25 protein-coding genes are annotated in these 24,498 nt (G+C 54.6%); 13 read left to right on the top strand and 12 right to left on the bottom strand.

What is annotated here, in order from left to right; genetic code table 11:
• Positions 1-8 precede the first annotated feature (8 nt).
• The 3 genes from FDX11_RS09340 (at position 9) to topB (ending at position 3,671) form a co-directional block, all read left to right on the top strand.
• The gene (locus FDX11_RS09340; protein WP_042308883.1) at positions 9-560 is read left to right on the top strand and encodes an NAD(P)H nitroreductase; all 552 of its coding nucleotides are present in this window, start codon (positions 9-11) and stop codon (positions 558-560) included.
• A gap of 116 nt (positions 561-676) precedes the next feature.
• Positions 677-1,720 (top strand): selenide, water dikinase SelD, encoded by a 1,044-nt coding sequence (selD, locus tag FDX11_RS09335; RefSeq protein WP_061381471.1) that lies wholly within the window; start codon positions 677-679, stop codon positions 1,718-1,720.
• Between the two features lie 4 nt (positions 1,721-1,724).
• Complete coding sequence (gene topB, locus FDX11_RS09330) at positions 1,725-3,671, top strand: DNA topoisomerase III (protein WP_061381470.1); 1,947 nt, start codon at positions 1,725-1,727, stop codon at positions 3,669-3,671.
• Between the two features lie 89 nt (positions 3,672-3,760).
• Here the strand turns inward: topB and gdhA are convergent, their stop codons facing one another.
• Entirely contained in the window at positions 3,761-5,104 is a 1,344-nt protein-coding gene (gene gdhA, locus FDX11_RS09325; RefSeq protein WP_137397808.1) for an NADP-specific glutamate dehydrogenase, read from the bottom strand.
• Positions 5,105-5,356: 252 nt separating this feature from the next.
• Here gdhA and FDX11_RS09320 point away from each other — a divergent pair, with 252 nt between their 5' ends.
• Positions 5,357-5,617: a YnjH family protein gene (locus FDX11_RS09320; protein WP_170973592.1), complete on the top strand. Its 261-nt coding sequence runs from the start codon at positions 5,357-5,359 to the stop codon at positions 5,615-5,617.
• Here the strand turns inward: FDX11_RS09320 and FDX11_RS09315 are convergent.
• Entirely contained in the window at positions 5,577-5,990 is a 414-nt protein-coding gene (locus FDX11_RS09315) for a pyrimidine (deoxy)nucleoside triphosphate diphosphatase (RefSeq protein WP_170975600.1), read from the bottom strand. The genes FDX11_RS09320 and FDX11_RS09315 overlap by 41 nt on opposite strands.
• A gap of 79 nt (positions 5,991-6,069) precedes the next feature.
• On the opposite strand from FDX11_RS09315, the gene FDX11_RS09310 reads away from it, so the two are divergent.
• Positions 6,070-6,639 carry a carboxymuconolactone decarboxylase family protein gene (locus tag FDX11_RS09310; protein WP_137397806.1) on the top strand — a complete coding sequence of 190 codons (570 nt, stop codon included), beginning with the start codon at positions 6,070-6,072 and terminating at the stop codon, positions 6,637-6,639.
• Positions 6,632-7,255 (top strand): CDP-alcohol phosphatidyltransferase family protein, encoded by a 624-nt coding sequence (locus FDX11_RS09305; RefSeq protein ID WP_079224499.1) that lies wholly within the window; start codon positions 6,632-6,634, stop codon positions 7,253-7,255. Before FDX11_RS09310 ends, FDX11_RS09305 begins: the two co-directional genes overlap by 8 nt.
• A gap of 44 nt (positions 7,256-7,299) precedes the next feature.
• On the opposite strand, the gene FDX11_RS09300 is transcribed toward FDX11_RS09305, so the two are convergent.
• The 7 genes from FDX11_RS09300 to xthA all read right to left on the bottom strand — a co-directional run bounded on the left by FDX11_RS09300 (position 7,300) and on the right by xthA (position 14,429).
• The gene (locus FDX11_RS09300) at positions 7,300-8,607 is read right to left on the bottom strand and encodes a sulfurtransferase (RefSeq protein WP_137397805.1); all 1,308 of its coding nucleotides are present in this window, start codon (positions 8,605-8,607) and stop codon (positions 7,300-7,302) included.
• An 87-nt stretch (positions 8,608-8,694) separates the two neighbouring features.
• A complete protein-coding gene (locus FDX11_RS09295; RefSeq protein WP_137397804.1) occupies positions 8,695-9,327 on the bottom strand; it encodes an ATP-binding cassette domain-containing protein in 633 nt (210 codons plus the stop codon).
• On the bottom strand, positions 9,327-10,862 hold the full coding sequence (locus tag FDX11_RS09290) for a thiamine ABC transporter permease (protein ID WP_137397803.1): 1,536 nt from the start codon (positions 10,860-10,862) through the stop codon (positions 9,327-9,329). The genes FDX11_RS09295 and FDX11_RS09290 overlap by 1 nt, the downstream gene beginning before the upstream one ends.
• On the bottom strand, positions 10,835-12,004 hold the full coding sequence (locus FDX11_RS09285) for an ABC transporter substrate-binding protein (RefSeq protein ID WP_137397802.1): 1,170 nt from the start codon (positions 12,002-12,004) through the stop codon (positions 10,835-10,837). The genes FDX11_RS09290 and FDX11_RS09285 overlap by 28 nt, the downstream gene beginning before the upstream one ends.
• Positions 12,005-12,035: 31 nt before the next feature.
• Positions 12,036-12,746, bottom strand: coding sequence for a TVP38/TMEM64 family protein (locus FDX11_RS09280; protein ID WP_137397801.1), 711 nt, complete (start codon positions 12,744-12,746; stop codon positions 12,036-12,038).
• Entirely contained in the window at positions 12,743-13,399 is a 657-nt protein-coding gene (locus tag FDX11_RS09275; protein ID WP_167371266.1) for a TVP38/TMEM64 family protein, read from the bottom strand. Before FDX11_RS09275 ends, FDX11_RS09280 begins: the two co-directional genes overlap by 4 nt.
• A gap of 223 nt (positions 13,400-13,622) precedes the next feature.
• Entirely contained in the window at positions 13,623-14,429 is an 807-nt protein-coding gene (gene xthA, locus FDX11_RS09270) for an exodeoxyribonuclease III (protein WP_038640136.1), read from the bottom strand.
• Positions 14,430-14,873: 444 nt separating this feature from the next.
• Between xthA and FDX11_RS09255 the strand changes: the two genes are divergently transcribed.
• The 6 genes from FDX11_RS09255 (at position 14,874) to spy (ending at position 21,732) form a co-directional block, all read left to right on the top strand.
• Entirely contained in the window at positions 14,874-16,094 is a 1,221-nt protein-coding gene (locus FDX11_RS09255) for an aspartate aminotransferase family protein (protein ID WP_137365598.1), read from the top strand.
• Positions 16,091-17,125 carry an arginine N-succinyltransferase gene (gene astA / locus FDX11_RS09250; protein WP_079224490.1) on the top strand — a complete coding sequence of 345 codons (1,035 nt, stop codon included), beginning with the start codon at positions 16,091-16,093 and terminating at the stop codon, positions 17,123-17,125. The genes FDX11_RS09255 and astA overlap by 4 nt, the downstream gene beginning before the upstream one ends.
• On the top strand, positions 17,122-18,600 hold the full coding sequence (gene astD / locus FDX11_RS09245; protein ID WP_137397800.1) for a succinylglutamate-semialdehyde dehydrogenase: 1,479 nt from the start codon (positions 17,122-17,124) through the stop codon (positions 18,598-18,600). The genes astA and astD overlap by 4 nt, the downstream gene beginning before the upstream one ends.
• Positions 18,597-19,940: an N-succinylarginine dihydrolase gene (gene astB, locus FDX11_RS09240; RefSeq protein WP_137360000.1), complete on the top strand. Its 1,344-nt coding sequence runs from the start codon at positions 18,597-18,599 to the stop codon at positions 19,938-19,940. Before astD ends, astB begins: the two co-directional genes overlap by 4 nt.
• Positions 19,933-20,898, top strand: coding sequence for a succinylglutamate desuccinylase (gene astE / locus FDX11_RS09235; RefSeq protein ID WP_137397799.1), 966 nt, complete (start codon positions 19,933-19,935; stop codon positions 20,896-20,898). Before astB ends, astE begins: the two co-directional genes overlap by 8 nt.
• A 348-nt stretch (positions 20,899-21,246) precedes the next feature.
• Positions 21,247-21,732, top strand: coding sequence for an ATP-independent periplasmic protein-refolding chaperone Spy (gene spy / locus FDX11_RS09230; RefSeq protein ID WP_003832537.1), 486 nt, complete (start codon positions 21,247-21,249; stop codon positions 21,730-21,732).
• Between the two features lie 25 nt (positions 21,733-21,757).
• On the opposite strand, the gene FDX11_RS25110 is transcribed toward spy, so the two are convergent.
• Positions 21,758-21,898 carry a hypothetical protein gene (locus FDX11_RS25110; protein WP_154050572.1) on the bottom strand — a complete coding sequence of 47 codons (141 nt, stop codon included), beginning with the start codon at positions 21,896-21,898 and terminating at the stop codon, positions 21,758-21,760.
• Between the two features lie 132 nt (positions 21,899-22,030).
• Here FDX11_RS25110 and ves point away from each other — a divergent pair, with 132 nt between their 5' ends.
• A complete protein-coding gene (gene ves, locus FDX11_RS09225; protein WP_061381460.1) occupies positions 22,031-22,606 on the top strand; it encodes an environmental stress-induced protein Ves in 576 nt (191 codons plus the stop codon).
• On the opposite strand, the gene cho is transcribed toward ves, so the two are convergent.
• Both cho and nadE read right to left on the bottom strand, forming a co-directional pair.
• Positions 22,566-23,453, bottom strand: coding sequence for an excinuclease Cho (gene cho, locus FDX11_RS09220; RefSeq protein WP_061381459.1), 888 nt, complete (start codon positions 23,451-23,453; stop codon positions 22,566-22,568). The two genes, ves and cho, sit on opposite strands and share 41 nt — an antisense overlap.
• A gap of 126 nt (positions 23,454-23,579) precedes the next feature.
• Complete coding sequence (gene nadE, locus FDX11_RS09215; RefSeq protein WP_042308840.1) at positions 23,580-24,410, bottom strand: ammonia-dependent NAD(+) synthetase; 831 nt, start codon at positions 24,408-24,410, stop codon at positions 23,580-23,582.
• Between the last annotated feature and the right edge of the window lie 88 nt (positions 24,411-24,498).

Genomic DNA, 24,498 nt, shown 5'->3' with positions numbered 1-24,498 from the left:
TTAAACAAATGGATGCACTCGAATTACTCATCACCCGTCGTAGCGCTTCTCGTCTTGTCGAACCGGCACCGGCGGGAGAGCAACTGCAAAACATTCTGCGGGCGGGAATGCGCGCGCCAGACCACAAAACGCTGCAACCGTGGCAATTCTTTGTCATTGAGGGGGAAGGGCGCGAACGCTTTAGCGCCGTGCTTGAAAAAGGCGCTATTGCCGCAGGCAGCGACGAGAAAGCTCAGGAAAAAGCGCGGACCGCGCCGTTTCGCGCCCCGCTGATCATTACCGTCGTCGCGAAATGTGAAGAAAACGACAAGGTTCCGCTGTGGGAACAGGAAATGTCTGCCGGTTGCGCGGTAATGGCCATGCAGATGGCCGCTGTTGCCCAGGGCTTTGGCGGCATATGGCGTAGCGGCGCATTAACGGAAAGCGCGGAAGTGCGCGAAGCGTTTGACTGCCGCCCGCAGGATAAGATCGTTGGTTTTCTCTATTTGGGTACGCCGCAGCTAAAAGCGTCCACGACCATTAACCTGGCCGATCCGAGCGCTTTTGTTCGTTATTTCTGATATCAACGGCAAAACTGTCTGGATTATGAGCAAAGACACCTGAATTCAGACAGTCACTCTTACCACATCATGGAATGAGCGCTACCATATCCGAATTGCAATGACAGGAGATGTCCATGAGCGAGCAAGCTATTCGTTTAACGCAATACAGCCACGGAGCCGGTTGCGGTTGTAAAATTTCCCCTAAAGTGCTGGAAACCATCCTGCACAGCGAGCAGGCGAAGTTTGTTGATCCAAACTTACTCGTGGGTAATGAAACCCGCGATGACGCCGCTGTCTACGATTTGGGTAATGGCACCAGCGTTATCAGCACCACCGATTTCTTTATGCCGATTGTCGATAATCCGTTTGATTTTGGCCGCATCGCCGCCACCAACGCCATCAGCGATATTTTTGCTATGGGCGGCAAACCGATTATGGCAATTGCTATCCTGGGCTGGCCGCTTGATAAGCTGGCGCCGGAAATCGCCCGCGAAGTGACCGAAGGCGGACGCTTTGCCTGCCGTCAGGCGGGTATCGCGCTGGCGGGCGGTCACTCTATCGATGCCCCGGAGCCTATCTTCGGCCTTGCGGTTACCGGCGTTGTGCCGACTGAACGCGTGAAGAAAAACAGCACCGCCGAGGCGGGATGTAAACTGTTCCTGACCAAGCCTTTGGGCATTGGCGTTCTGACTACCGCAGAGAAAAAATCGCTGCTGAAGGACGAACATATTGGGCTGGCGACTGAAGTGATGTGTCGGATGAACATTGCCGGTGCGGCATTTGCCGATATCGAGGGCGTGAAAGCCATGACCGACGTTACCGGTTTTGGTCTGCTGGGACATCTGAGCGAGATGTGTCAGGGCGCAGGCGTTCAGGCGCAGATTGTCTACCAGGATATTCCTAAGCTTCCAGGCGTTGAAGAGTACATCGCGCAGGGCGCAGTGCCGGGCGGTACCCAGCGTAACTTTGCCAGCTACGGACACCTGATGGGTGAAATGCCGCAGCCGGTACGCGACCTGCTCTGCGATCCGCAAACTTCTGGTGGTTTGCTGCTGGCGGTAACGCCGGAAGCGGAAGCCGAAGTGAAAGCGGCAGCGGCGCAGTTTGGTATCGATCTCACTGCAATTGGTGAGTTAGTGGAAGCTCGTGGCGGTCGCGCCATGGTTGAGATCCGTTAACTCGATGCGGTTGTTTATTGCCGAAAAACCGAGTCTGGCGCGCGCTATCGCCGATGTGCTGCCAAAGCCGCATCGCAAAGGTGACGGTTTTATTGAATGCGGAAACGGACAAGTGGTGACCTGGTGCATTGGTCACCTGCTTGAGCAGGCGCAGCCAGACGCCTACGACAGCCGTTATGCGCGCTGGAGTCTGGTCGATCTGCCGATTGTCCCGGAAAAGTGGCAACTGCAGCCGCGTCCTTCGGTGACCAAACAGCTCAACGTTATCAAGCGCTTTTTGCATGAAGCCAGCGAAGTTATTCACGCAGGAGACCCCGATCGTGAAGGACAACTGCTGGTGGATGAAGTGCTGGATTACCTGCAACTGGCTCCCGAAAAGCGCCAGCAGGTGCAACGTTGTCTGATCAACGACCTCAACCCGCAGGCTGTCGAACGGGCTATTGAGCGTCTGCGCGCCAACAGTGAGTTCATCCCGCTGTGCGTGTCGGCTCTGGCGCGCGCGCGGGCCGACTGGCTGTACGGCATCAATATGACCCGCGCTTACACCATTCTTGGGCGTAACGCGGGCTATCAAGGGGTACTCTCGGTCGGGCGCGTACAGACGCCGGTGCTCGGCCTGGTTGTGCGTCGCGATGAAGAGATTGAAAACTTTGTCGCCAAAGATTTCTTTGAAGTGAAAGCGCATATCGTGACGCCCGCCGACGAGCGGTTTACCGCTATCTGGCAGCCCAGCGAAGCATGTGAGCCGTATCAGGACGAAGAGGGGCGCTTGCTGAATCGTACGCTGGCCGAACACGTGGTGAACCGTATTAACGGCCAGCCGGCGCTCGTCACCAGCTATAACGATAAACGGGAATCAGAATCCGCGCCGCTGCCGTTTTCGCTGTCGGCGTTGCAGATTGAAGCGGCGAAACGCTTTGGCTTGAGTGCGCAGAACGTTCTGGATATCTGCCAGAAGCTGTATGAAACCCATAAACTGATCACCTATCCACGTTCGGATAGCCGTTATCTGCCGGAAGAACATTTTGCCGGACGTCATGCGGTAATGAACGCGATTAGCGTTCATGCGCCGGATCTGCTCCCGCAACCGGCGGTAAATCCCGATACGCGAAACCGCTGTTGGGACGATAAAAAAGTGGATGCCCACCATGCCATTATTCCTACCGCGCGCAGTTCGTCCATCAACCTGAATGACAACGAAGCGAAAATTTACAACCTGATTGCCCGTCAGTATCTGATGCAGTTTTGTGCGGATGCGGTATTCCGTAAGTGCGTTATTGAGCTGGATATTGCCAAAGGCAAGTTTGTCGCCAAAGCGCGTTTTCTGGCGGAGGCTGGATGGCGCACGCTGCTTGGCAACAAAGAGCGCGATGAAGATAACGACGGAACGCCGTTGCCGGTGGTGGCTAAAGATGATGAATTGCTGTGCGAAAAAGGCGAAGTGGTTGAACGTCAGACTCAGCCGCCACGCCATTTTACCGACGCGACGCTGCTGTCAGCGATGACCGGGATTGCGCGCTTTGTGCAGGATAAAGATCTGAAAAAGATCCTACGCGCCACGGATGGATTAGGTACGGAAGCGACGCGCGCCGGGATTATCGAGCTGCTGTTCAAGCGCGGATTCCTGGTGAAAAAAGGGCGCTATATCCATTCAACCGATGCCGGAAAAGCGCTGTTTCACTCGCTGCCGGAAATGGCGACGCGTCCGGATATGACCGCGCACTGGGAATCTATTCTGACCCAAATCAGCGAAAAACAGTGTCGTTATCAGGATTTCATGCAGCCGCTGGTGGGAACGCTGTATCAACTCATCGATCAGGCGCGCAGTACACCGGTACGGCGCTTCCGGGGAATTGTCGCGCCGGGTGGCAGTGGTGGCGATAAGAAAAAGAGCGCGCCGCGTAAACGCCCGGCAAAAAAAAGCCCGCCATCCGAAGAGGCAGGCGTGTAGGTCTGTAGGCCTGATAAGCGTAGCACCATCAGGCTTTGCCGGATGCGGCCCCCGTGCCTTATCCGGCCTACGGTTCTACAGAGACAATATTAAATCACACCCTGGCCCAGCATCGCGTCGGCAACCTTCACGAAGCCCGCGATGTTGGCGCCACGTACGTAGTTGGTTTGTTTGCTTTCGCCGCCGTATTCAACGCAGGCATGGTGAATATCCAGCATGATGTGGTGCAGACGCGCGTCCACTTTCTCCGCTTTCCAGCCCAGACGTGCGGCGTTTTGCGCCATTTCCAGCCCAGAGGTCGCTACGCCACCGGCGTTGGCGGCTTTACCCGGCGCGAACAGTACGCCCGCTTCGAGGAACAGGTCGGTAGCTTCGATGGTGGTCGGCATGTTTGCCCCTTCGGCGACAGCTTTCACGCCGTTGGCGATCAGTACGCGTGCCGCGTCGACATCAAGTTCGTTCTGGGTGGCGCACGGCAGGGCGATATCGACCGGAACCGACCACGGCTGTTTGCCTTCCAGATAGGTCAGACCAAACTCACGGGCGTAATCCGCCACGCGACCGTCACGGCTGTCTTTGATCGCGCACAAACGCGCCAGTTTTTCTTTGGTAAATCCACTTTCGTCGACCACGGTGCCGCTGGAGTCGGAGGCGGTCACCACCCGGGCGCCAAATTCCATGGCTTTTTCAATGGCGAATTGTGCAACGTTGCCGGAGCCAGAGACCGCCACGCGCATGCCTTCAAAGCTGAGGCCATGACGTTTAAGCATCGCTTCGGTGAAGTACACCAGACCATAGCCGGTTGCTTCCGGGCGAATCAGGCTGCCGCCGAAAGAGAGACCTTTCCCGGTAAACACGCAGGCGCTGTTGTTGGACAGTTTTTTCATCATCCCGGCCATAAAGCCGACTTCACGACCACCCACGCCGATATCGCCCGCCGGGACGTCGGTATCAGGACCTAAATGGCGGAACAGTTCGGTCATCAGTGCCTGGCAGAAACGCATCACTTCACCTTCGCTTTTACCTTTCGGGTCGAAGTCACTCCCGCCTTTACCACCGCCCATCGGCAGCGTGGTGAGGGCATTTTTAAAGGTCTGCTCGAAGCCGAGGAATTTCAGGATCGACAGGTTTACGGAAGGGTGGAAACGCATACCGCCTTTGTATGGGCCAATGGCGGAGCTAAACTGCACGCGCCACGCACGGTTAACCTGTACCTGATTACGATCGTCGAGCCAGACTACGCGGAACTGGATCACGCGCTCCGGCTCAACCAGACGCTCCAGCAGCGACATTTGGCGATAACGTGGGTTTTGCTCAAGGAAGGGCCACAGTGTCGTCATTACCTCACGAACGGCTTGCTCGAACTCGGTTTGGTTTGGGTCGCGCTTTTGTACATGGTTAAGAAACGACTCCAGAGAACATGTCTGATCCATAGATATAAAAACCTCTTATGTATTGATATGGTTATATTTTTGATATTTGTGTTAAGTGTTTTGCAGTTTTTGACTATACCACCAGCAGCGTGACGGGACGCAAGAAAAAATTAACCTCGCTAAGTAAATTAATATCGTGGCGTGGGTCATAACCAAAAACGATGACGGGAGGGACTAAAGTTTCTGCCGATTTATACCGTTATACTGAGCATAACTGTCAGTCACAAAGGAAAGAATATGCGCCGTTTAATCATGGCAGGAGCGTTGGTATTGGTGTCCTGCGCGACGCTGGCAAATCAGCTTTATCGCCCGGATGTGCAGGTGAATGTGCCGCCGGAAGTGTTCAGTTCCAGCGGGCAGCGAGCGCAGCCCTGTAGTCAGTGCTGTATTTACCAGGATCAAAACTATTCCGAAGGGGCGGTGATTAAAGCGGATGGTGTACTGCTTCAGTGCCAGCGCGATGATAAAACGATCAGCACGAATCCGCTGGTCTGGCGGCGCGTAAAAGAATAAAGGCTTCTAACAGCGGGATATCGGCAGGCGCCAGCGGATAACGCCGCGCCTCTTCGGGTGAACACCAGACCATATTCTGGTGTTCATACGCATTCAGTTCTCCCTGAAAAGACGGTACATGCCAGGCATGTAAATGAATCAGCCGGCCCGAAACCTCACGTTGATGGCTGGCGATATAGCGTCCAACGGCTGCGTCGATGCCTAATTCTTCACGCAGTTCACGCACCAGAGCCTGAGGCTGACTTTCGCCCGACTCAACTTTACCGCCAGCAAATTCCCACATGCCTGGCTGATCCGCATCCGGCGAACGCTGAGCCAGTAAAATTTTGCCATCACGTTCAATGATAGCGGCGACCACGTCGAGGGTTTTCATCATATTCATCAAGATCTAACAGCAGAAAATGACATACTATATTTATCTTTGAGTTATCTAAAGTATTCAGGAGTCATCGTTGAACGATCCTCACTCGTGGGTAAGTCCGTTAACGCGTATTCCCTCCAGTTTGCAACCGCTCGTCGCGACGCAGAAAAAACATTATGGCGATGTGCTGCATCCCACGCGCTGGTGGGGGCGGATGCCGTTTCTGTTTTGGCTGGTGGCGCTGTTTGTCGGGTTTCTGGAGCGTAAAAAGGCGCGCTTAACGCCGGTGATGCGCGCATTGTTAATGACCCGCGTTTCTCAGGTATGTCATTGCGCCTTCTGTGTTGATGCCAACAGCTTACGGCTGGCGGAACGCTGTGGCGCGCTGGATAAAGTCTTGCAGGTCGCCAACTGGCAAGAATCAACGCTGTTTAACGCAGAAGAGCGCATAGCGCTGGCCTATGCGGATGCGGTGACCGCCACGCCACCGCAGGTTGACGATGCGCTGAAAACGCAAATGAAGCAGCATTTTACCGATGACGTCATTACTGAAATGACCGCGCTGATTGCGTTTCAAAATCTCTCGGCGCGTTTTAATGCCGCCCTCGATATTCCTTCGCAAGGACTGTGCGACAGTTTTAAAGGACGCCCGCATGCTTGACCGTCATCTTCATCCACGGTTAAAACCGCTGTTGCATCGCGGTGTGGGCATTATTGATAAACCAGCGATTACCCCGGATGGCCTGACGCTGGTCGGTTTTGCTATTGGCGTGTTGGCCCTGCCATTTCTGGCGTTAGGCTGGTATCTGGCGGCGCTGGTGGTCATTGTGCTTAATCGCTTGTTTGACGGGCTGGACGGGGCGCTGGCACGGCGCAGAGGGCTAACCGACGCGGGAGGATTTCTCGATATCTCACTCGATTTTCTGTTTTACGCCTTAGTACCGTTTGGTTTTATTCTTGCCGCACCTGCGCAAAACGCACTGGCTGGGGGCTGGCTGTTGTTTGCGTTTATGGGTACTGGTAGCAGCTTCCTCGCCTTCGCTGCCCTGGCAGCGAAATACGATATTGATAACCCAGGCTACGCGCATAAATCGTTTTATTATCTGGGAGGGCTAACCGAAGGCACCGAGACTATTTTGCTGTTTGTTTTGGGCTGTTTGTTCCCGGGATATTTTGCCGTGCTGGCGTGGGTCTTTGGCGCGCTGTGCTGGATGACGACGTTTACCCGGATCTGGAGCGGATATCTGACGCTGAAATCGGTTCAGCGTCAGGCGTAATGTCTTGCGTTGCCGGATGAGCTTATCCGGCAATCGTGACCATTTTACTTGCTGCTGTCCGGACCACGTTCACCGCTGGCGACCGGGTTTTTCGGATTGCTGCTCCACTCATACCAGCCACCGTCGTAAACAGAGACGTTTTTCCAGCCCATCGCACGAGCATACATAAACGTTTCTGAAGCACGCCAGCCGGTGCCGCAGTAGAAAGAAACCTGCTGGTCTGGCGTGATATTCCACTGTTTCCACATGGCGGCGATATCATCCGCGCTGCGCATGGTGCCGTCCGGATTATGAAAATCTTCCATATGCGTGGAATCACTCCCCGCGTGGCCCCACCGTGCGCCTGCGATCTCACCTTTTGGCTTGATGTAGCTATAGCCGCTGGTGGTACCAATAAACTCAGGCCACGAGCGGATGCTGACCAGCGATGCATCCTGGCGATGCAACAGGCCGCGAGCCTGTTCCATATCCAGCATCAGCTGTGGTTGGGCAGGGATAGCAACGCCAAAATCAGGCTCCGCTTTCACCGTCGGCGGGGTTCCGCGTTCCACCGGTAAACCGGAATCTGACCAGGTTTGCCACCCGCCGTCGAGCAGACGCACATCTTTCACACCGGCATACAGCATGATTTGCGCCACGCGCGCGGCGGCGTAGACGTCGCGACCGTAGAGGATCACCGTGGTGTCGTGACGGATGCCGTGTTTCGCCAGCATGGTTTTAAGCTGCGCGTCGGAAACTTTATTCCATAGCGGTTCGCTTTCGACTTCGTTGGTATCAATGTAGCCCGCACCGGGGATATGGCTGAGCAGATACAGCTTCGGCGCTCCCCAGGCGGCTTCAATCACTTTCCAGTCACCCGACGGCTTGGCGGTCACGTCTTTTCCCTGCTGCAGGTCGTGCAGCCACTGCGGGTAAACCAGTTGTTCGAAGTGCGGCAGACGTTGCAGGCGGACAGGATCCGCAAGGGCGTCGCTGAGGGTTGAAATATGGCTAAAACCGACTTTCTGCAGGCGGGATTTAACGGCCTGTATCTCGCTATCGCTGCCATATAACGCCACCGGCGCATCGGTTTTCAGCTGATGCGCCTTAACCCAGGCATTGAGTTGTTCATCATTCATTTTGTCGAGCCAGGCGGCAGACAGGTTCAGTGCGGAGGGTTCATGTCCGGAAGGACCATTGAGCGATTGCGGCCAGCCGTTGTAAAAAGCGCTCTGACGGGTATCGATCGCCGCGCCTTGCTTTTGCTGTAACTGGTTGAGGGTGAGGGTCTGTGCTGTTTCAGCAGCCCAGGAAGGAGCGCAAGCGAGCCCTAAAGCCAGTGCCAGCGCGGTCATTTGAGAAACACGTTTCATCGAATAGCCCGACGTTGAAAAAAGAAGACGACATTCTGTGCCGCCGGTTAAGTTAAAACCTTGCGTTAACGCAGCATATCGCCACATTCACGCCCAGTTTTCCATCTGTAATACACGGCCTGCTGGCGGGACATCCTGCGCATCATGCGTAACTTGTACCACCGGAATATTCAACTTGCGCACCTCGGTAAAGACCCACTGGCGAAAGGTATCGCGTAGCGACGCATCCAGTCTGCTAAAGGGTTCATCGAGCAGCAGCGCCTGAGGCTGAGCCAGCAGTGCGCGCAGCAGGGCGACACGCGATCGTTGGCCGCCGGAGAGTGAGGCCGGGTCGCGATGATAAAATCCTGCCAGATCCGCGCGCGTAAGGGCGTTTTCAACAGTATGGCGTCTGGCGGATCCTTGCAAACTGGCGGGTAAGGCCAGCAGTAAATTCTGCCCAACGCTGAAATGGTCAAACAGCAACGCATCCTGGAACAGGATGCCAATCTGGCGCTGCGCGGTGGGCAGCGTGTCTATGCGCCGTTCATTGAGCCACAGTTCGCCTGAAGCCTGAAACTGAGGGGATAATGCGCCGACCATCCACGAAAACAGCGAAGACTTACCACTACCGGAAGGCCCCATGATAGTGACAATGTCACTTTTGTTAACCTGGAAATTTACGTCTTTCAGTAGCGTTATCGCGCCCCGGTACACTGAAAGGCTTTGAACGATGAGCATTAACGGAGTCCTTGTCGAAAGCGGCCGAGCCACGCGGCGAAAAACGCCGTCAGTACGAAAACGGATAGCGGTAACAGAAGTTGCCATAGCGCCTGTGTCGCTAAAATAGCCGTGCTGCCGCCGCTGCTTAATGCCACCGCCTCGGTGGTCAGGGTGGGATAGCGTCCGGCTCCTAACCACAGGGTTGGCATATATTGGGCAATACTGACCGAGAAGCCAACCGCGAAGGCGATCAGTGCCGGGCGTAACAGCAGCGGGAATTTTACCCGCCAAAATATGCGGCCTCGCGCCCAGCCCAGCGTTTGTGCAATCAGAATCAATCGTGGGTCAATGCGTTGCCACGCCGGTTTGAGCACAAACAGCATCCACGGCATCACCCACAGCAGGTGGCCCCAGATGATGGTCGTCATCAGCCCATCTTGTCCGGTATATAACGCCAACAGATACTGACCGGTGACCAGCGGCAACGCGGGCAGGATAATGGGCAGCCAGACCCAACGGTGTCCGGTTTGCGGTCCCCATTCCAGCCACGCAAAGAGTATCAGTAATCCCAGGACGCTGGAGATGAGTCCCAGTTGCAGACTATTGCTAAGCGCCTCGCTGTTGAGCGATGAATAGTTGGCGCAAAGCGCCAGTACCAGGGCGCATACCACTCCGCTGATGGGCAAAAGTTGTACCAGCGGGCGTGCGATTGTAGCGGACGAAAAACGCAGGCGTATTCCGTTTACTGCCGGAATCATACTCCGCCAGCCACGCCAGAACAGATAGCCCACCAGCGCGAAGATAAATAGCAACAACACCAGCAGCAGGCTGGAGAGTGCACCTTTGGCCTGCTGTTCGGCATCACCCTGGCTGAGCCATTGCCAGCTCAGCACGGCAAGCGTGGGCGGATTTCCGGGGCCAAGGACGATGGCCACATCCACAACGGAGAGTGACCAGGCCACGACTGCCAGCATGGCTTTGCCTAACGCAGGGGCGATGGAGGGCAGAACCAGCCAGTTCAGGCATTGCAAACGGCTGTAACCGAGCGAATCCAGGACGATAACCTGCTGTGAAAGTTGTTTTTCACTCAACAGGGCTGAGAGGATCCACAACAAAAAGGCGCTCTCTTTCACCGCCAGCGTGATGCCAAGTCCAATCCCATAGCGGTCCGGTTGCGAGTTGAGAAAAGGCAGCCACTGCCAGAGCATGCCGCCTTCGGCAAAAATCAACAGCATGCTGGTCGCGAATGCGACGTGCGGGATCGCCAGCAGCAACGGCAGGCGTGAGTACAGTCGCGCCCAGCCAGCGCCAGGCCACAAAAAGAGGATCGCCAACAGCGCAATGGTCAGTGCGCCGAACGCCGCCAGACTTACGGAAACCAGCGTTGCCAGCAACGCCTGCGGGAGTTGAGGATCGTCAAAGAGCGCCAGCCAGTGCGTGGTGCGAAGTGCTGGGGCTAGCAGAGAGAACGTTGCAGGCACCAGCGGCAGATAAACTGCCGTCATGATGCCCCACAACAACAGAATTAATGCGTACCGTAGCGGCGTAGCCATTCTTGTTCCAGAGCGTTTACCCAGGCTGCATGTGGTTCTGGCAGTACGGCAGGGAGTCCTTGCGGGATATACGTCAGCAGGGCGTCACGCTGTTCGTCTGGCAGTTTTTGCGGATCAAGCACCGAAGGATCTCCCCAGATAGCAGGGTCAGCTTTACGCAGTTGCGCTTCGGGAGACAGCAGAAAGTTTGCCACGACTTTGGCTCCGGCGCTGGCGCGGGCATTCGCCGGAATAGTGACAAAATGCACGTTGCCGATCATGCCCTGTGAGAAACCAAAACTATAGCTGGTTTTGGGTAATTCGCCGCTGGCCACTTTTTGCTGCGCGTGGGCTGGGTTAAAGGTCAATGATAAACGCAGCGTACCGGTATTCAGTAACGCATCCATCCGCGCAGGCGTGGGCGGAAAATCTTTGCCTTCACGCCATAGTACAGGGTGTAGAGCGTCAAGATAATGCCATAACGGAGCGGTAACGTTGGCGAATGTAGCGGCATCCGGCGCAACTTTCAATGCTTGCGGTTCCGTGGTGAGCATAATCAACAACTGCTCGAGAAAAGCCGTTCCGGTAAAGTCTGGTGGGCGCGGGTAGGTTACTGTGCCAGGATGCGCCTGCGCAAATTCAAGTAACGCCTGCGGGGATTGCGGCGGCTGGGCAGTGAGATCGCGCCGGGCAATGAAGGTTAGCTGTGCGCCGCCCCATGGCGATTCTGCCCCTTCCGTGGGGATGGCAAAGTCTTCACTGACCGGTTTCCGGGTATCAACATAGCGCCAGTTAGGCAACGCCTGCGCCCACTGGGTTTGCAGCAGGCCAGCTTCTTTTAATGTACGGAAGTTTTCACCGTTTACCCACAATAAGTCGACAGATCCGCCGGTTGTTCGCCCGGACGCCGCCTCGGTCTGGATGCGTTTAACGGCGTCGGCGGCATCCGCCAGCCGCACAATTTTCAGGTTAATGGCATAGTGCGTTTTCATCTCGCCGCTAACCCAGTCGAGATACTGATTAACGGCGTTATCGCCACCCCAGGCGTTGAACCATACCGTCTGACCGCGGGCGTCATTTTTGATTTGCTGCCAGCTGGCGTCCTGGGAAAAAGCCGCCAGCGGGCAGAGCAGCAAACTCAGGCACAATAAGCAGTAACGCATAATATCTCCATTGCTAAAAATGGCGTATGTCTCAGGTTTTCTTCCGTTGACGCTCAAGGTAAAGGCTTCTTGCTCCTGCAATCACCACGCTCAGGGCAAACAGGATGAACAGGCCGGTAACAAACCAAAATGTACCGCCGGTTAACAGGCTACCGGCCCACGAATAGACAATCGTGGCGGGTAACTGACCGAAGCCGGTGGCGAGGAGAAAGTGGCGAAAACGAATCGAGGTCAGGCCTGCGGCATAGCTTACCGGGTCGAAGGGCACAAAAGGCAACAGGCGACAGATGAGAATAGTGTGCTTGCCATAACGTTCGAAAAAAGAGTCCATGTTGTTCAGCACTGTTTTCCCGGTCAGCTTTTCCACCGCACTGCGACCCAAAACGCGGGCAATAAAAAAACACAGCGCTGCGCCGACCATCGCGCTGCTCCAGGACAGTACGCCGCCCCAAAACGCGCCAAACAGCGAGGCATTGGCAAACGTAATCACAAAGGCGGGAAGCGGCGCTACGATGGCCTGTAAGATCATCAGGAAGAACGATACAACCGCCGCCTGGGTCCCATACGAACGAATGAAGTTCTCGAGAGCGTGTTGATCCAGCGTAGTAAACGCCGCCAGGCTGTCCCGGAGAAAATCACTGACGCCAGGTATCCACATCCATGCCATCAGCGCGAGCAGCAGCACAACTATTAATCCTGTCCGGTAATAGCGGGTTAATCGCGCTTTGTTCAGCTTTGTCATTTACCTGCACACTCGTGGCTGGACGACGGATCGATATGTTTATATCTGGCCCAGGCTTTTGCCGCCTGAATAAGAATGAATAACGCCAGGCCCGCAACGCTGAGTTTGCCGATAAATGCCAGAGTCATGCCTTCGCTGGCCAGTTCGTGCGACATCAGCGTATAGATAAAGATGCCGGGCAAGGTGGTTACCGCAGATATCACCGTAAATGACCAGAACGGAATAGCCGTCAGTCCATAGGCGTAATTTTGAATATTATAGGGGAACAGTGGGACGAGTCGGGTGAGGATCAGAAAGTCCAATCCGCTATGGGCAATGCCTTTCTCGATTGCTTGAAACGTCGCCGTGTGCCCAACGTATTTCAGCAGTAGATCCCGACCAAGCCAGCGAGCCAGCAAAAACGATAGCGCCGAGGCGACGGTTGCCGCCACTAACGAGACAAGCGTCCCTGTGACAGGGCCAAACAGCACACCGCCGACGATCACCAGAATGCTGCCGGGGATCAGACACAGCGCCGCGATGATGAACAGCAATATATAAAGCGTATAGCCGAACATGCCGCTTTGGCGGATGACGTCTTGTAAATGCTGGAAATTGGTTATCAGGTCGGTCAGGCCGAAATAATGGAAAACTCCCGCCAGAATGCAGAACAGGACCGCGACGATCAGCAGCCGGTATTCTGCGTTATGCGAACTTCTTTTTCATGGGGGTTCTCCTGTAAAACCGAGTGTAACGCAGCGTTTTCGTCAGCGAAAAGTGCGCGCGAAGATATAATAAATTCCCGGACACAACAATGTATTACCGTCGATTTATTGATTTTACACAGAATAAACAGACTCTCCAGGCGAGGCCCGGAGAGTGAAAAATCGCAGGAGGTCAGACGCGGAATTTAGCCCATACCGGCGCATGATCGGACGGTTTTTCCATGCTGCGGATCTCATAGTCGATGCCGGTTTCTTCGCAGCGCTCCGCCAGTGGGTTGCTCGCTAACAGCAGATCGATACGCAGGCCACGGTTATCATCAAAGCCTTTTGAGCGGTAATCAAACCACGAGAACTGGTCATTTTTTTCAGGATAAGCATGACGATAGGTATCCACCAGGCCCCAGCCCAGCAGACGCTCCATCCACTCACGCTCTTCCGGCAGGAAGGAACATTTACCGGTACGCAGCCAGCGTTTACGGTTTTCCTCGCCAATGCCGATATCGAGATCGGTTGGGCTGATGTTCATATCGCCCATGATCAATACCGGATTGTCGCGTTTCAGTTCAGTCTCCAGATAGTTTTGTAGATTCTGGTAAAACGCGGCCTTGGCCGGAAATTTGGTTTCGTGGTCACGGCTTTCGCCCTGCGGGAAATAGCCGTTGATCACGGTAATGCTGCCCAGAGGAGAGGGGATTTCCGCCATGATGATACGACGCTGCGCTTCTTCGCCATCGTCCGGGAAGCCACGACGCACTGCGATTGGCGTTTCTTTCGTTAGCAGCGCCACGCCGTAATGACCTTTCTGACCATGATAAAAGACGTTGTAACCCAGCTTTGCTACCTCTTCGAGAGGGAACATGTCGTCGTGGACTTTTGTCTCCTGTAAGCCAATCACATCCGGTTGGTGTTTTTCGACAATGGCTGCCAGTTGATGAGGACGGGCACGCAGGCCGTTGATATTAAAAGAGACAAATTTCATAGTCGCTGCCGTTTTGCAAGATGAATAGTGCAAGGATGGTAGCAGAATTTCCGCTGGCTGACTGCTTCTTGTCACCTGATTCCAACAATGATTGCCAATGGTGTTAACGATGGAGCAAAAACTGCACCGTTTTGGCGCGAGGCGCGTCAGAACAGAGCAATAATTTCCGATAAATTTCGTATACGATCACAATTCCAGAATTATATTTGGCAACTGAATAAAACTGCGGTTTTTCCTCTATTTAGTCGCCTGATGCGCGAACATATTCACTTTTTATGCGCATAAAGTGAATATCGCCACGTTGTAACCTGTTGATATTCCGTCACCGACCTTTGTTTATGCACTTTTTTTGCTGGCTGGCACGAACCCTGCAATCTACATTTACACCGCAAACACTATATTTATTAACATATAAATAACTTTTTATTTACCGTTGAGGTCGCTATGTCTCTGTCAATTACGCGTGAAAATTTTGATGAATGGATGATGCCCGTATACGCTCCGGCTCCTTTTATTCCGGTGCGTGGTGAAGGTTCACGTCTGTGGGATCAGCAGGGTAAAGAGTATATCGATTTCGCGGGAGGCATTGCGGTTAACGCGCTGGGGCACGCCCATCCGGCTTTGCGCGAGGCATTAAACGACCAGGCGAGCAAATTCTGGCACACAGGAAATGGCTACACCAACGAGCCGGTGCTGCGTCTGGCGAAAAAGCTGATTGACGCCACCTTCGCCGAGCGTGTTTTCTTCTGTAACTCCGGCGCGGAGGCAAACGAAGCGGCATTAAAGCTGGCGCGTAAATTTGCTCACGATCGTTTTGGCAGCCAGAAGAGCGGCATCGTGGCGTTTAAAAATGCTTTCCATGGCCGCACGCTGTTCACCGTCAGCGCCGGAGGACAGCCTGCTTATTCACAAGATTTCGCGCCGCTGCCGCCGGATATCCGCCATGCCGTCTACAACGATCTCGACTCAGCCTGCCAACTGATTGATGACACCACCTGTGCGGTCATCGTTGAACCGGTGCAGGGTGAAGGTGGCGTCGTGCCGGCAACAAATGAATTCTTACAGGGGCTGCGTGAATTATGCGATCGCCACAATGCGCTGCTGATTTTTGACGAAGTCCAGACCGGAGTAGGCCGTACCGGCGAACTGTATGCCTATATGCACTATGGCGTTACGCCAGATCTGCTGACGACAGCCAAAGCGTTGGGCGGCGGTTTCCCCATCGGCGCGTTATTGGCGACGGCAGACTGTGCCAGCGTGATGACGGTTGGTACGCACGGTACAACATACGGCGGAAACCCGCTGGCCACGGCGGTGGCGGGCAAACTGCTGGAGATTGTTAACACCCCGGATATGCTCAACGGTGTTAAGCAGCGCCACGACTGGTTTGTGGAGCGTATTAACGCCATTAACGAACGTTTTGGACTGTTTAGTGAAATTCGTGGGCTCGGCCTGCTGATCGGCTGCGTACTGAACGCGGAATTTGCCGGGAAAGCGAAACTCATCTCGCAAGAGGCGGCCAATGCCGGAGTGATGGTGCTGATCGCCGGCGCTAACGTGGTGCGCTTTGCGCCAGCGTTAAACGTCAGCGAAGAAGAGGTTGCTAGCGGACTGGATCGCTTTGCGCTGGCCTGCGAACGCATTAAAGCAGGAGGTTCATCATGATGGTGATTCGTCCTATTGAACGCGCTGATATCACCGCGCTGATGCAACTGGCCGGTAAGACCGGCGGTGGGCTGACCTCGTTACCGGCCAATGAAGCCACGCTGATGGCGCGTATCGAGCGCTCGCTACAAACCTGGCGCGGTGAGTTGCCGAAAAGTGAGCAAGGCTATGTTTTTGTCCTTGAAGACAGCGCCAGCGGAACCGTGGCAGGGATTTGCGCCATCGAGGTGGCGGTAGGGCTTAACGATCCCTGGTACAACTACCGGGTTGGCACGCTGGTGCACGCCTCGAAAGAACTGAACGTATATAACGCGCTGCCGACGCTGTTTCTGAGTAACGATCACACGGGTAGCAGCGAGCTTTGCTCTCTGTTCCTCGATCCCGACTGGCGTAAAGAGGGCAACGGCTATTTGTTGTCTAAGTCGCGCTTTATGTTTATGGCGGCATTTCGTGACCGGTTTAATGAAAAGGTCGTGGCCGAGATGCGCGGCGTAATCGATGAGCACGGTTACTCCCCCTTCTGGGAAAGCCTCGGCAAACGCTTTTTCTCCATGGAATTCAGCCGGGCGGATTTTCTCTGCGGCACCGGACAAAAAGCCTTTATTGCTGAACTGATGCCCAAGCATCCTATTTATACCCATTTCTTGTCTGATGAAGCGCAAAGCGTAATTGGTCAGGTACATCCGCAAACCGCACCAGCGCGAGCGGTGCTGGAGAAAGAAGGATTTCGCTACCGCAATTATGTCGACATTTTCGACGGCGGGCCGACGCTGGAATGCGATATCGACCGGGTAAGGGCGATTCGTAAAAGCAGGCTGGTGGAGGTGGCGGAAGGTCAGCCTGCAACCGGCGATTACCCGGCCTGTCTGGTCGCCAATGAAAACTATCAAAACTTCCGCGTCATGTTGGTTCGCGCTGACCCGGATACCCAACGTCTGGTACTGACGGCGGCGCAACTGGACGCCCTGAAATGTCATGCGGGCGACCATGTACGTTTTGTGCGTCTTTGTGCAGAGGAGAAAACAGCATGACATTATGGATAAACGGCGACTGGGTGACGGGGCTTGGCGAGCGTCGGGTGAAAACGAATCCGGTAAGCGGTGATGTGCTGTGGCAGGGCAATGACGCCGATGCAACCCAGGTGGCGCAGGCGTGCCGTGCTGCGCGCGCAGCCTTTGCCGGTTGGGCTAAACACCCCTTTAGCGCACGTCAGGCTATTGTTGAAAAATTTGCCTCATTGCTGGAAAGCAATAAAGCCGAGTTAACGCAGATTATCGCCCGGGAAACCGGCAAACCGCGCTGGGAAGCTGCCACGGAACTGACGGCGATGATCAATAAAATTGCTATCTCTGTGCAAGCTTACCATGCGCGTACCGGGGAGCAGCACAGTGAACTACCGGATGGCGCGGCGACGTTGCGCCATCGACCGCACGGCGTGCTGGCGGTATTTGGCCCGTACAACTTCCCGGGCCATTTGCCCAATGGCCATATTGTTCCGGCTCTGCTGGCAGGCAACACGTTGATTTTCAAGCCCAGCGAGCTGACGCCGTGGACCGGTGAAGCCGTGGCAAAACTGTGGCAGCAGGCGGGCTTGCCGCCGGGCGTGCTGAACCTGGTACAGGGCGGACGCGAAACGGGGCAGGCGCTGAGCGCGTTGGATGATCTGGATGGTCTGCTGTTTACCGGCAGTGCCAATACCGGTTATCAGCTGCATCGACAGTTATCCGGCCAGCCGGAAAAAATCCTTGCGCTGGAGATGGGCGGCAACAACCCGCTGATCATTGAGAACCTGGAAGATATAGATGCGGCAGTACATCTGACCATTCAATCCGCATTTGTCACCGCCGGGCAGCGTTGTACCTGCGCCCGTCGCCTGTTGGTTAAAAACGGCGCGCAGGGGGACGCGTTCCTCGCGCGTCTGGTGGAAGTCAGCCAACGACTAATGCCGGGTCACTGGGATGCAGAACCGCAGCCGTTTTTAGGTGGGCTGATTTCTGAACAGGCTGCACAGCACGTTTATGATGCCTGGCAACGTCTGGCGTCGTTGGGGGGGCACACGCTGCTGGCGCCACGCATGGTGAAAGCCGGAACGTCGCTGCTGACCCCTGGTATTATTGAGCTGACCGACGTGCCAAACGTACCCGATGAAGAGGTTTTTGGTCCTCTGCTCGGCGTCTGGCGCTACGATAGCTTTGATGACGCGATTTGTATGGCGAACAACACCCGCTTTGGGTTGTCTTGCGGGCTGGTTTCACCCGATCGCAGCCAGTTTGATCAGCTCCTGCTGGAGGCGCGGGCCGGGATTGTTAACTGGAATAAACCGTTAACCGGCGCGGCAAGCACCGCGCCGTTTGGTGGCGTGGGCGCTTCCGGCAACCATCGCGCCAGCGCGTGGTATGCCGCCGATTATTGCGCCTGGCCGATGGCGAGCCTGGAATCGCCGGCCTTAACTTTGCCGTCGGCGCTCAGCCCCGGTCTGGATTTCTCTCGCGAGGATAAACGATGAAAGCGCGTGAGGTAAATTTCGATGGTCTGGTGGGGCTGACCCATCACTATGCGGGACTGTCATTTGGTAATGAGGCTTCGACCAGCCATCGTTTTCAGGTGTCGAACCCTCGTCTGGCGGCGAAGCAGGGGTTGTTAAAAATGAAAGCGCTGGCGGATGCGGGATTCCCTCAGGCGGTGATCCCGCCTCATGAACGTCCCTATATCCCGGCGCTGCGTCAGCTGGGCTTTTGTGGCAGTGATGAGCAGATTCTGGACAAAGTGGCGCGTCAGGCGCCGCACTGGCTCTCCAGCGCCAGCTCCGCATCACCTATGTGGGTGGCGAATGCGGCAACGGTCTGTCCTTCGGCAGATTCACTGGACGGAAAAGTGCATCTGACGGTGGCGAATCTGAATAATAAGTTCCACCGTTCGCTGGAAGCGCCGACGACCGAAGCGTTGTTACGCTCGATTTTCCGCGATGAAAGTACCTTTGCGATTCACGGCGCGTTGCCTCAGGTTGCGTTGTTCGGTGATGAAGGGGCGGCAAACCATAACCGACTCGGCGGGGACTATGGCGATCCCGGCGTACAACTGTTTATTTACGGTCGTGAAGAGGGGAACGCGTCACAGCCGAGGCGCTACCCGGCGAGGCAATCCCGTGAAGCCAGTGAAGCCGTAGCCCGACTCAATCAGGTCAATCCACATCAGCTTGTTTTTGCTCAGCAAAACCCGGACGTCATCGATCTTGGCGTGTTTCATAACGATGTGATTGCGGTGTCGAATCGTCAGGTGCTGTTTTGTCATCAGCAGGCGTTTGTCAGACAGCAAGCGTTGTTAGAGCAACTACGCCGTCAGGTGGCTGGTTTTACTGCGCTGGAAGTTCCGACAGCAGAGGTGTCGGTGCAGGATGCGGTAACGACCTATCTGTTTAACAGCCAATTACTGAGTCGTGACGACGGTTCGATGATGCTGGTTTTACCGCAGGAGTGTCGGGAGCATGCGGGCGTGTGGCGATATCTGAGCCGCTTGCTTGCAGATGACAATCCGATCGATGACCTGCGGGTCTTTGATTTGCGCGAAAGCATGTCCAACGGCGGCGGCCCGGCTTGTTTACGCCTGCGAGTGGTGCTTACCCCACAGGAGCTGCAGGCCGTGAATCCGGCGGTTATCATGAACGACACGCTGTTCAATACGCTGAATAACTGGGTCGACCGCTACTATCGCGATCGTCTTATCGCAACGGACCTCGCGGATCCGCAGCTGTTGCGCGAAGGGCGTGAAGCGTTGGATTCACTGACGCAATTGCTCAATCTCGGCTCTGTTTATCCCTTCCAGCAGGAGAGAACGAGCCATGGATAATTTTCTGGCCCTGACGCTCGCGGGTAGCATACCGGAGAAAACGCAGGGCACAATTCACGGTTTTGTCTGGCAATGGCTTGGTCGCGGGGTGCTGGAACTGACACCAACTGCGTCGGTTGAACAGTCGCTGGTGCTTTCTGCGGGGATTCACGGCAATGAAACCGCGCCGGTAGAAATACTTGATTCATTGCTGACCAGACTGTTTAACGGTGAGCTGGCGCTAACATGGCGCCTGCTGGTGATTCTCGGTAATCCACAGGCGCTGGCTGCGGGGAAACGTTATTGTCATAGCGACCTGAACCGTATGTTTGGTGGCCGGTGGCAGAGTTTTGCCGAGAGTGAAGAAACGCATAGAGCTCATGAGCTTGAGCTGTGTCTGGAAGATTTTTACTCGCGCGCGAAAGAGCCTGTGCGCTGGCATCTGGATCTTCACACCGCGATTCGCGGCTCACAGCATCTGCGCTTTGGCGTGTTGCCACAACGCAACGTTGCCTGGGACGAAAATTTTCTGGGTTGGCTCGGTGATGCGGGGCTGGAGGCATTGGTTTTCCACCAGACCCCTGGCGGCACCTTCACCCATTTTAGCGCTGAACATTTTGGCGCGCTGGCCTGTACGCTGGAGCTGGGTAAAGCGCTGCCGTTCGGGCAAAACGATCTGACCCAGTTTGCACGCACTGCAGATGCGATGGCGAAGCTGCTGCGGGGCGAGCGAGTGTCTACGGGAGAAACCTCCCCGCTGCGCTACCGTGTGGTCTCTCAGATAACACGGCGGAGCGACGATTTTATTCTCCACATGGATAACCAGACGCTCAACTTTACCCCTTTTACCGAGGGAACGTTACTGGCGCAGGACGGAGATGAACGTTTTATCGTCACCCATGACGTTGAATACGTTCTTTTTCCGAACCCAAACGTGGCCTGTGGTTTACGGGCCGGATTGATGCTCGAAAGGTTTTGATAAATATAACCGCCCTCAGGTTTATTTCTGAGGGCTTATTTTTACGTGCGCTTTAGCTTTATTACGGATTATTCCTGGTAAGTTGCTTCCTTAATAATCACAGTTCAGGTATAGTTCTTCATAATTCTTTCAAAATCATCTGGTTGTAATTTTTCATTTCAACTCTGCGCAATTTATTCTTTTTTTCTCCATAATTGATGAAAGTTTGTTTTTTACACTTTCATTGTTTTACCGTTGCTCTGATTAATTGACGCTTAAGCCGGTAAAGTTAATCTCGTCAACACGACATCACATTGCATAAGAGTCGCATGAATGTCGTAAAAATAACTGAAAGAAAGGATAGAAATTATGCGTAAACTGACTGCTTTGTTTGTTGCCTCTACCCTGGCGCTGGGCGCTGCAAACCTGGCCCATGCTGCTGACACCACAACAGCTGCGCCAGCGGATGCCAAACCAATGATGCATCACAACGGGAAGTTCGCCCCGCATCACGACATGATGTTCAAAGACCTGAACCTGACCGACGCGCAGAAACAGCAGATTCGCGAAATTATGAAAGGTCAGCGCGATCAGATGAAACGTCCGCCGCTGGAAGAACGCCGCGCAATGCACGACATCATCGCCAGCGATAGCTTCGATAAAGCGAAAGCCGAAGCGCAGATTGCGAAGATGGAAGAACAGCGCAAAGCCAACATGCTGGCGCACATGGAAACCCAGAACAAGATTTACAACATTCTGACGCCGGAACAGAAAAAGCAGTTTAATGCCAATTTTGAGAAGCGTCTGACAGAACGCGCAGCGCAGAAAGGTAAAATGCCGGAAGCTGCTGAGTAAACGCCAGGCGTCTACACTAAATTAGTCATGCTGTGTCGGCGTTCAGTGCCGCACAGTGTGCAACAAACTCAAGACCGCCGCTCTTGTCCACAACACGTTTAACGATGTGGGCAGGATCGGCGGTTTTTTCTTTCTCGCCAGGATGATGCGTTAATCTTTTTTGCAAAATACCGTATTCAGCGCTAAGGCTAACCAACCCTGTTGCCGATAACGATACTCTGCAGGGTAAATATCACAATGATGATTTATGGCTGGCTGTTCACGGCAGGTTGACGTGCTACGCCTTTCTGGAGGGGTGATGGAATATTTCGATATCCGCAAAATGCCGGTTAGTCTGTGGCGCAATGGGGCGGGAGAAACGCGAGAGATTTGCTGTTTTCCGCCAGCAACACGCGATTTTCACTGGCGGGCGAGTATCGCCTCCCTTGCAGCGAACGGAGAGTTTTCTCTTTTCCCGGGCGTAGAACGCGTTATTACCTTGCTGGAAGGAGGTGAAGTGACCCTGGAAGAGGCGAACATGTTCACTCACACCCTGAAACAGCATCAACCTTTTACTTTTGCTGGTGACAAGGTAGTAAAAGCAAAGCTGACGGAAGGACGGATGTCGATGGATTTTAATATCATGACCCGACGAGATGTTTGCCAGGCGAAAGTCAGAGTTGCCGATCGCACTTTTACGACCTTTGGTTCTCGTGGCGGCGTCGTGTTTGTTATCAGTGGCGCCTGGCAATTGGGTGAGAAACTGCTGACGGCCGATCAGGGCGCGAGCTGGCACGACGGTAAACACACCCTGCGCCTGTTGGAGCGTGAGGGGAAACTGCTGTTCAGCGAGATTAACTGGATGCCGGGACACTCTCCGGATTCAGTTCAATAATATCGTATTTGCCAGACAGAACAGGCCGACAGAGAATTTTGTAGCCATCATGGTCAAAGCCAGCCGGCATTCTCGCCAGGGTTGTCGCCTCATCCAGCGTTGAAACGGCACCCAGCCAAAACCAGTTATTGATGATATGGTACTGAGTCATTTCAGCGCGGGTTTCTTGCAGCGCAATGGCATTGTTCCACGGCCAGCAGATAACGCGCACTCTTTCCAGCGCCTCAAGCAGGCGCGAATGATGCGCCTGCGGGCTCTCTTTCCCACAGCACGCTCCGGCGCAGCGCTTTAGCGCTGAGCGAAAGCAGGCGCGCCCTCGACTCAGGGGCTCCAGCCCCAACAGGCCGTAGCACAGTTGCTGTTCATCGGCGATGCTTTGCAATGTTTGTAGCGCGGCACGACGATTGGCAAACAAACCAAACAGATTGGGGGAATGGGAGAAATCAATATCTCGTGCGTAAACAACCTGCACAGTCTGGTCGGTGAGCTGCAGGGCGCAAAGCTGACGATTGCGCCGCAGACGTTTGTTAAACAGAGGCTGTTGCTCTTTGATCAGCCGCGCCTCTAACAGTAGGGCGCCAATTTCTCCAGCCGTACAAATCCAGCTAATGCGTTTGGACTGGCGCAGCATTGCCGCTTCGTCCGTGGTACGCAGGTGCGACAACACGCGGCTGCGAATGTTGACGCTTTTGCCTATATAAAGCGGCATGGTGTCGCTTTCGCTATGAAACAGATAGACGCCGGGCACAGCGGGAAGCGCACTCAAAAATGGGCGCAGGTGCTCAGGATATTCATAAATTGCTGCTGCCTCTAATGTCAGGCGAGGGGCTGATTGACGGCGTACCACTTTTCACTCCGCTGCTGGTTATCCATCCAGTATAACAGCTGAGGGGCGATTAAAAAAGCGGCATGGCCATGCCCCTTAGGCCGGAGAGCAGCAAGAGGGACGCTATCCGGCCTGAGGCAGAAAAAATTACGCTTTTTTCCAGAAATCATCAAACACCGTGATGGGTGGGCGACGTTTGTGCTCAGTCTTCACGTACCAACCTTCAATTATTTTCGCGACGTCGGCAGCCAGGGTTTTTCCTTCCAGATAATCGTCGATGTTGTCATAGCTCACGCCCAATGCGGCTTCATCCGGCAGAGAAGGGCGATCGTCTTCAAGATCGGCGGTCGGTGCTTTCTTATATAAATGTTCCGGGCAACCCAGCGCGGCAAGCAGTTGTTTACCCTGGCGCTTGTTCAGGCGGAATATTGGGTTGATGTCAGTACCGCCATCGCCATATTTGGTGAAGAATCCGGTGATGGCTTCTGCTGCATGATCGGTACCCACGACAACGCCGCTGGTCATACCGGCGATGCTGTATTGCGCCTTCATACGTTCACGGGCTTTTTCATTGCCACGCACAAAATCACTCAGCTCAATACCCGCCTCGCGCAGCGCCTGCTCACTGGCCAGCACCGCACCTTTAATATTGACGGTGAGTACGCGGTCCGGTTGTATAAAGGCAATGGCGTCCTGGCAATCCTGTTCGTCAGCCTGAACTCCATATGGCAAACGCACCGCAATAAACTGTAGCGCGTCATTCCCTGTTTCCTGGCGGAGCTCGGAAATGGCCATTTGGCAGAGCTTCCCGGCGAGTGTTGAGTCTTGTCCGCCGCTAATTCCTAACACCAGTGATTTCAGAAAGGGGTAAGTTTGCAGGTATGATTTGAGGAAATCTACGCTGCGACGAATTTCCTCTTCTGCATTAATGTGCGGTTTTGCGCCAAGCGCTTTGATTATCTCTTGCTGCAGAGTCATGCAACCCCCTGTGAAAAATAAAATGATAAAAAATGATATGTTAAAGCTAACGCGTTGAGGCCCAAACGACAAGGGATGCAAGCCTGAT

Origin of the sequence: Citrobacter sp. wls714 (genome assembly GCF_005281025.1) — a bacterium.
Lineage (GTDB): Bacteria > Pseudomonadota > Gammaproteobacteria > Enterobacterales > Enterobacteriaceae > Citrobacter > Citrobacter werkmanii.
Note: the sequence above shows the minus strand (reverse complement) of the source record. Positions and strands in the feature narration are given on the sequence as shown.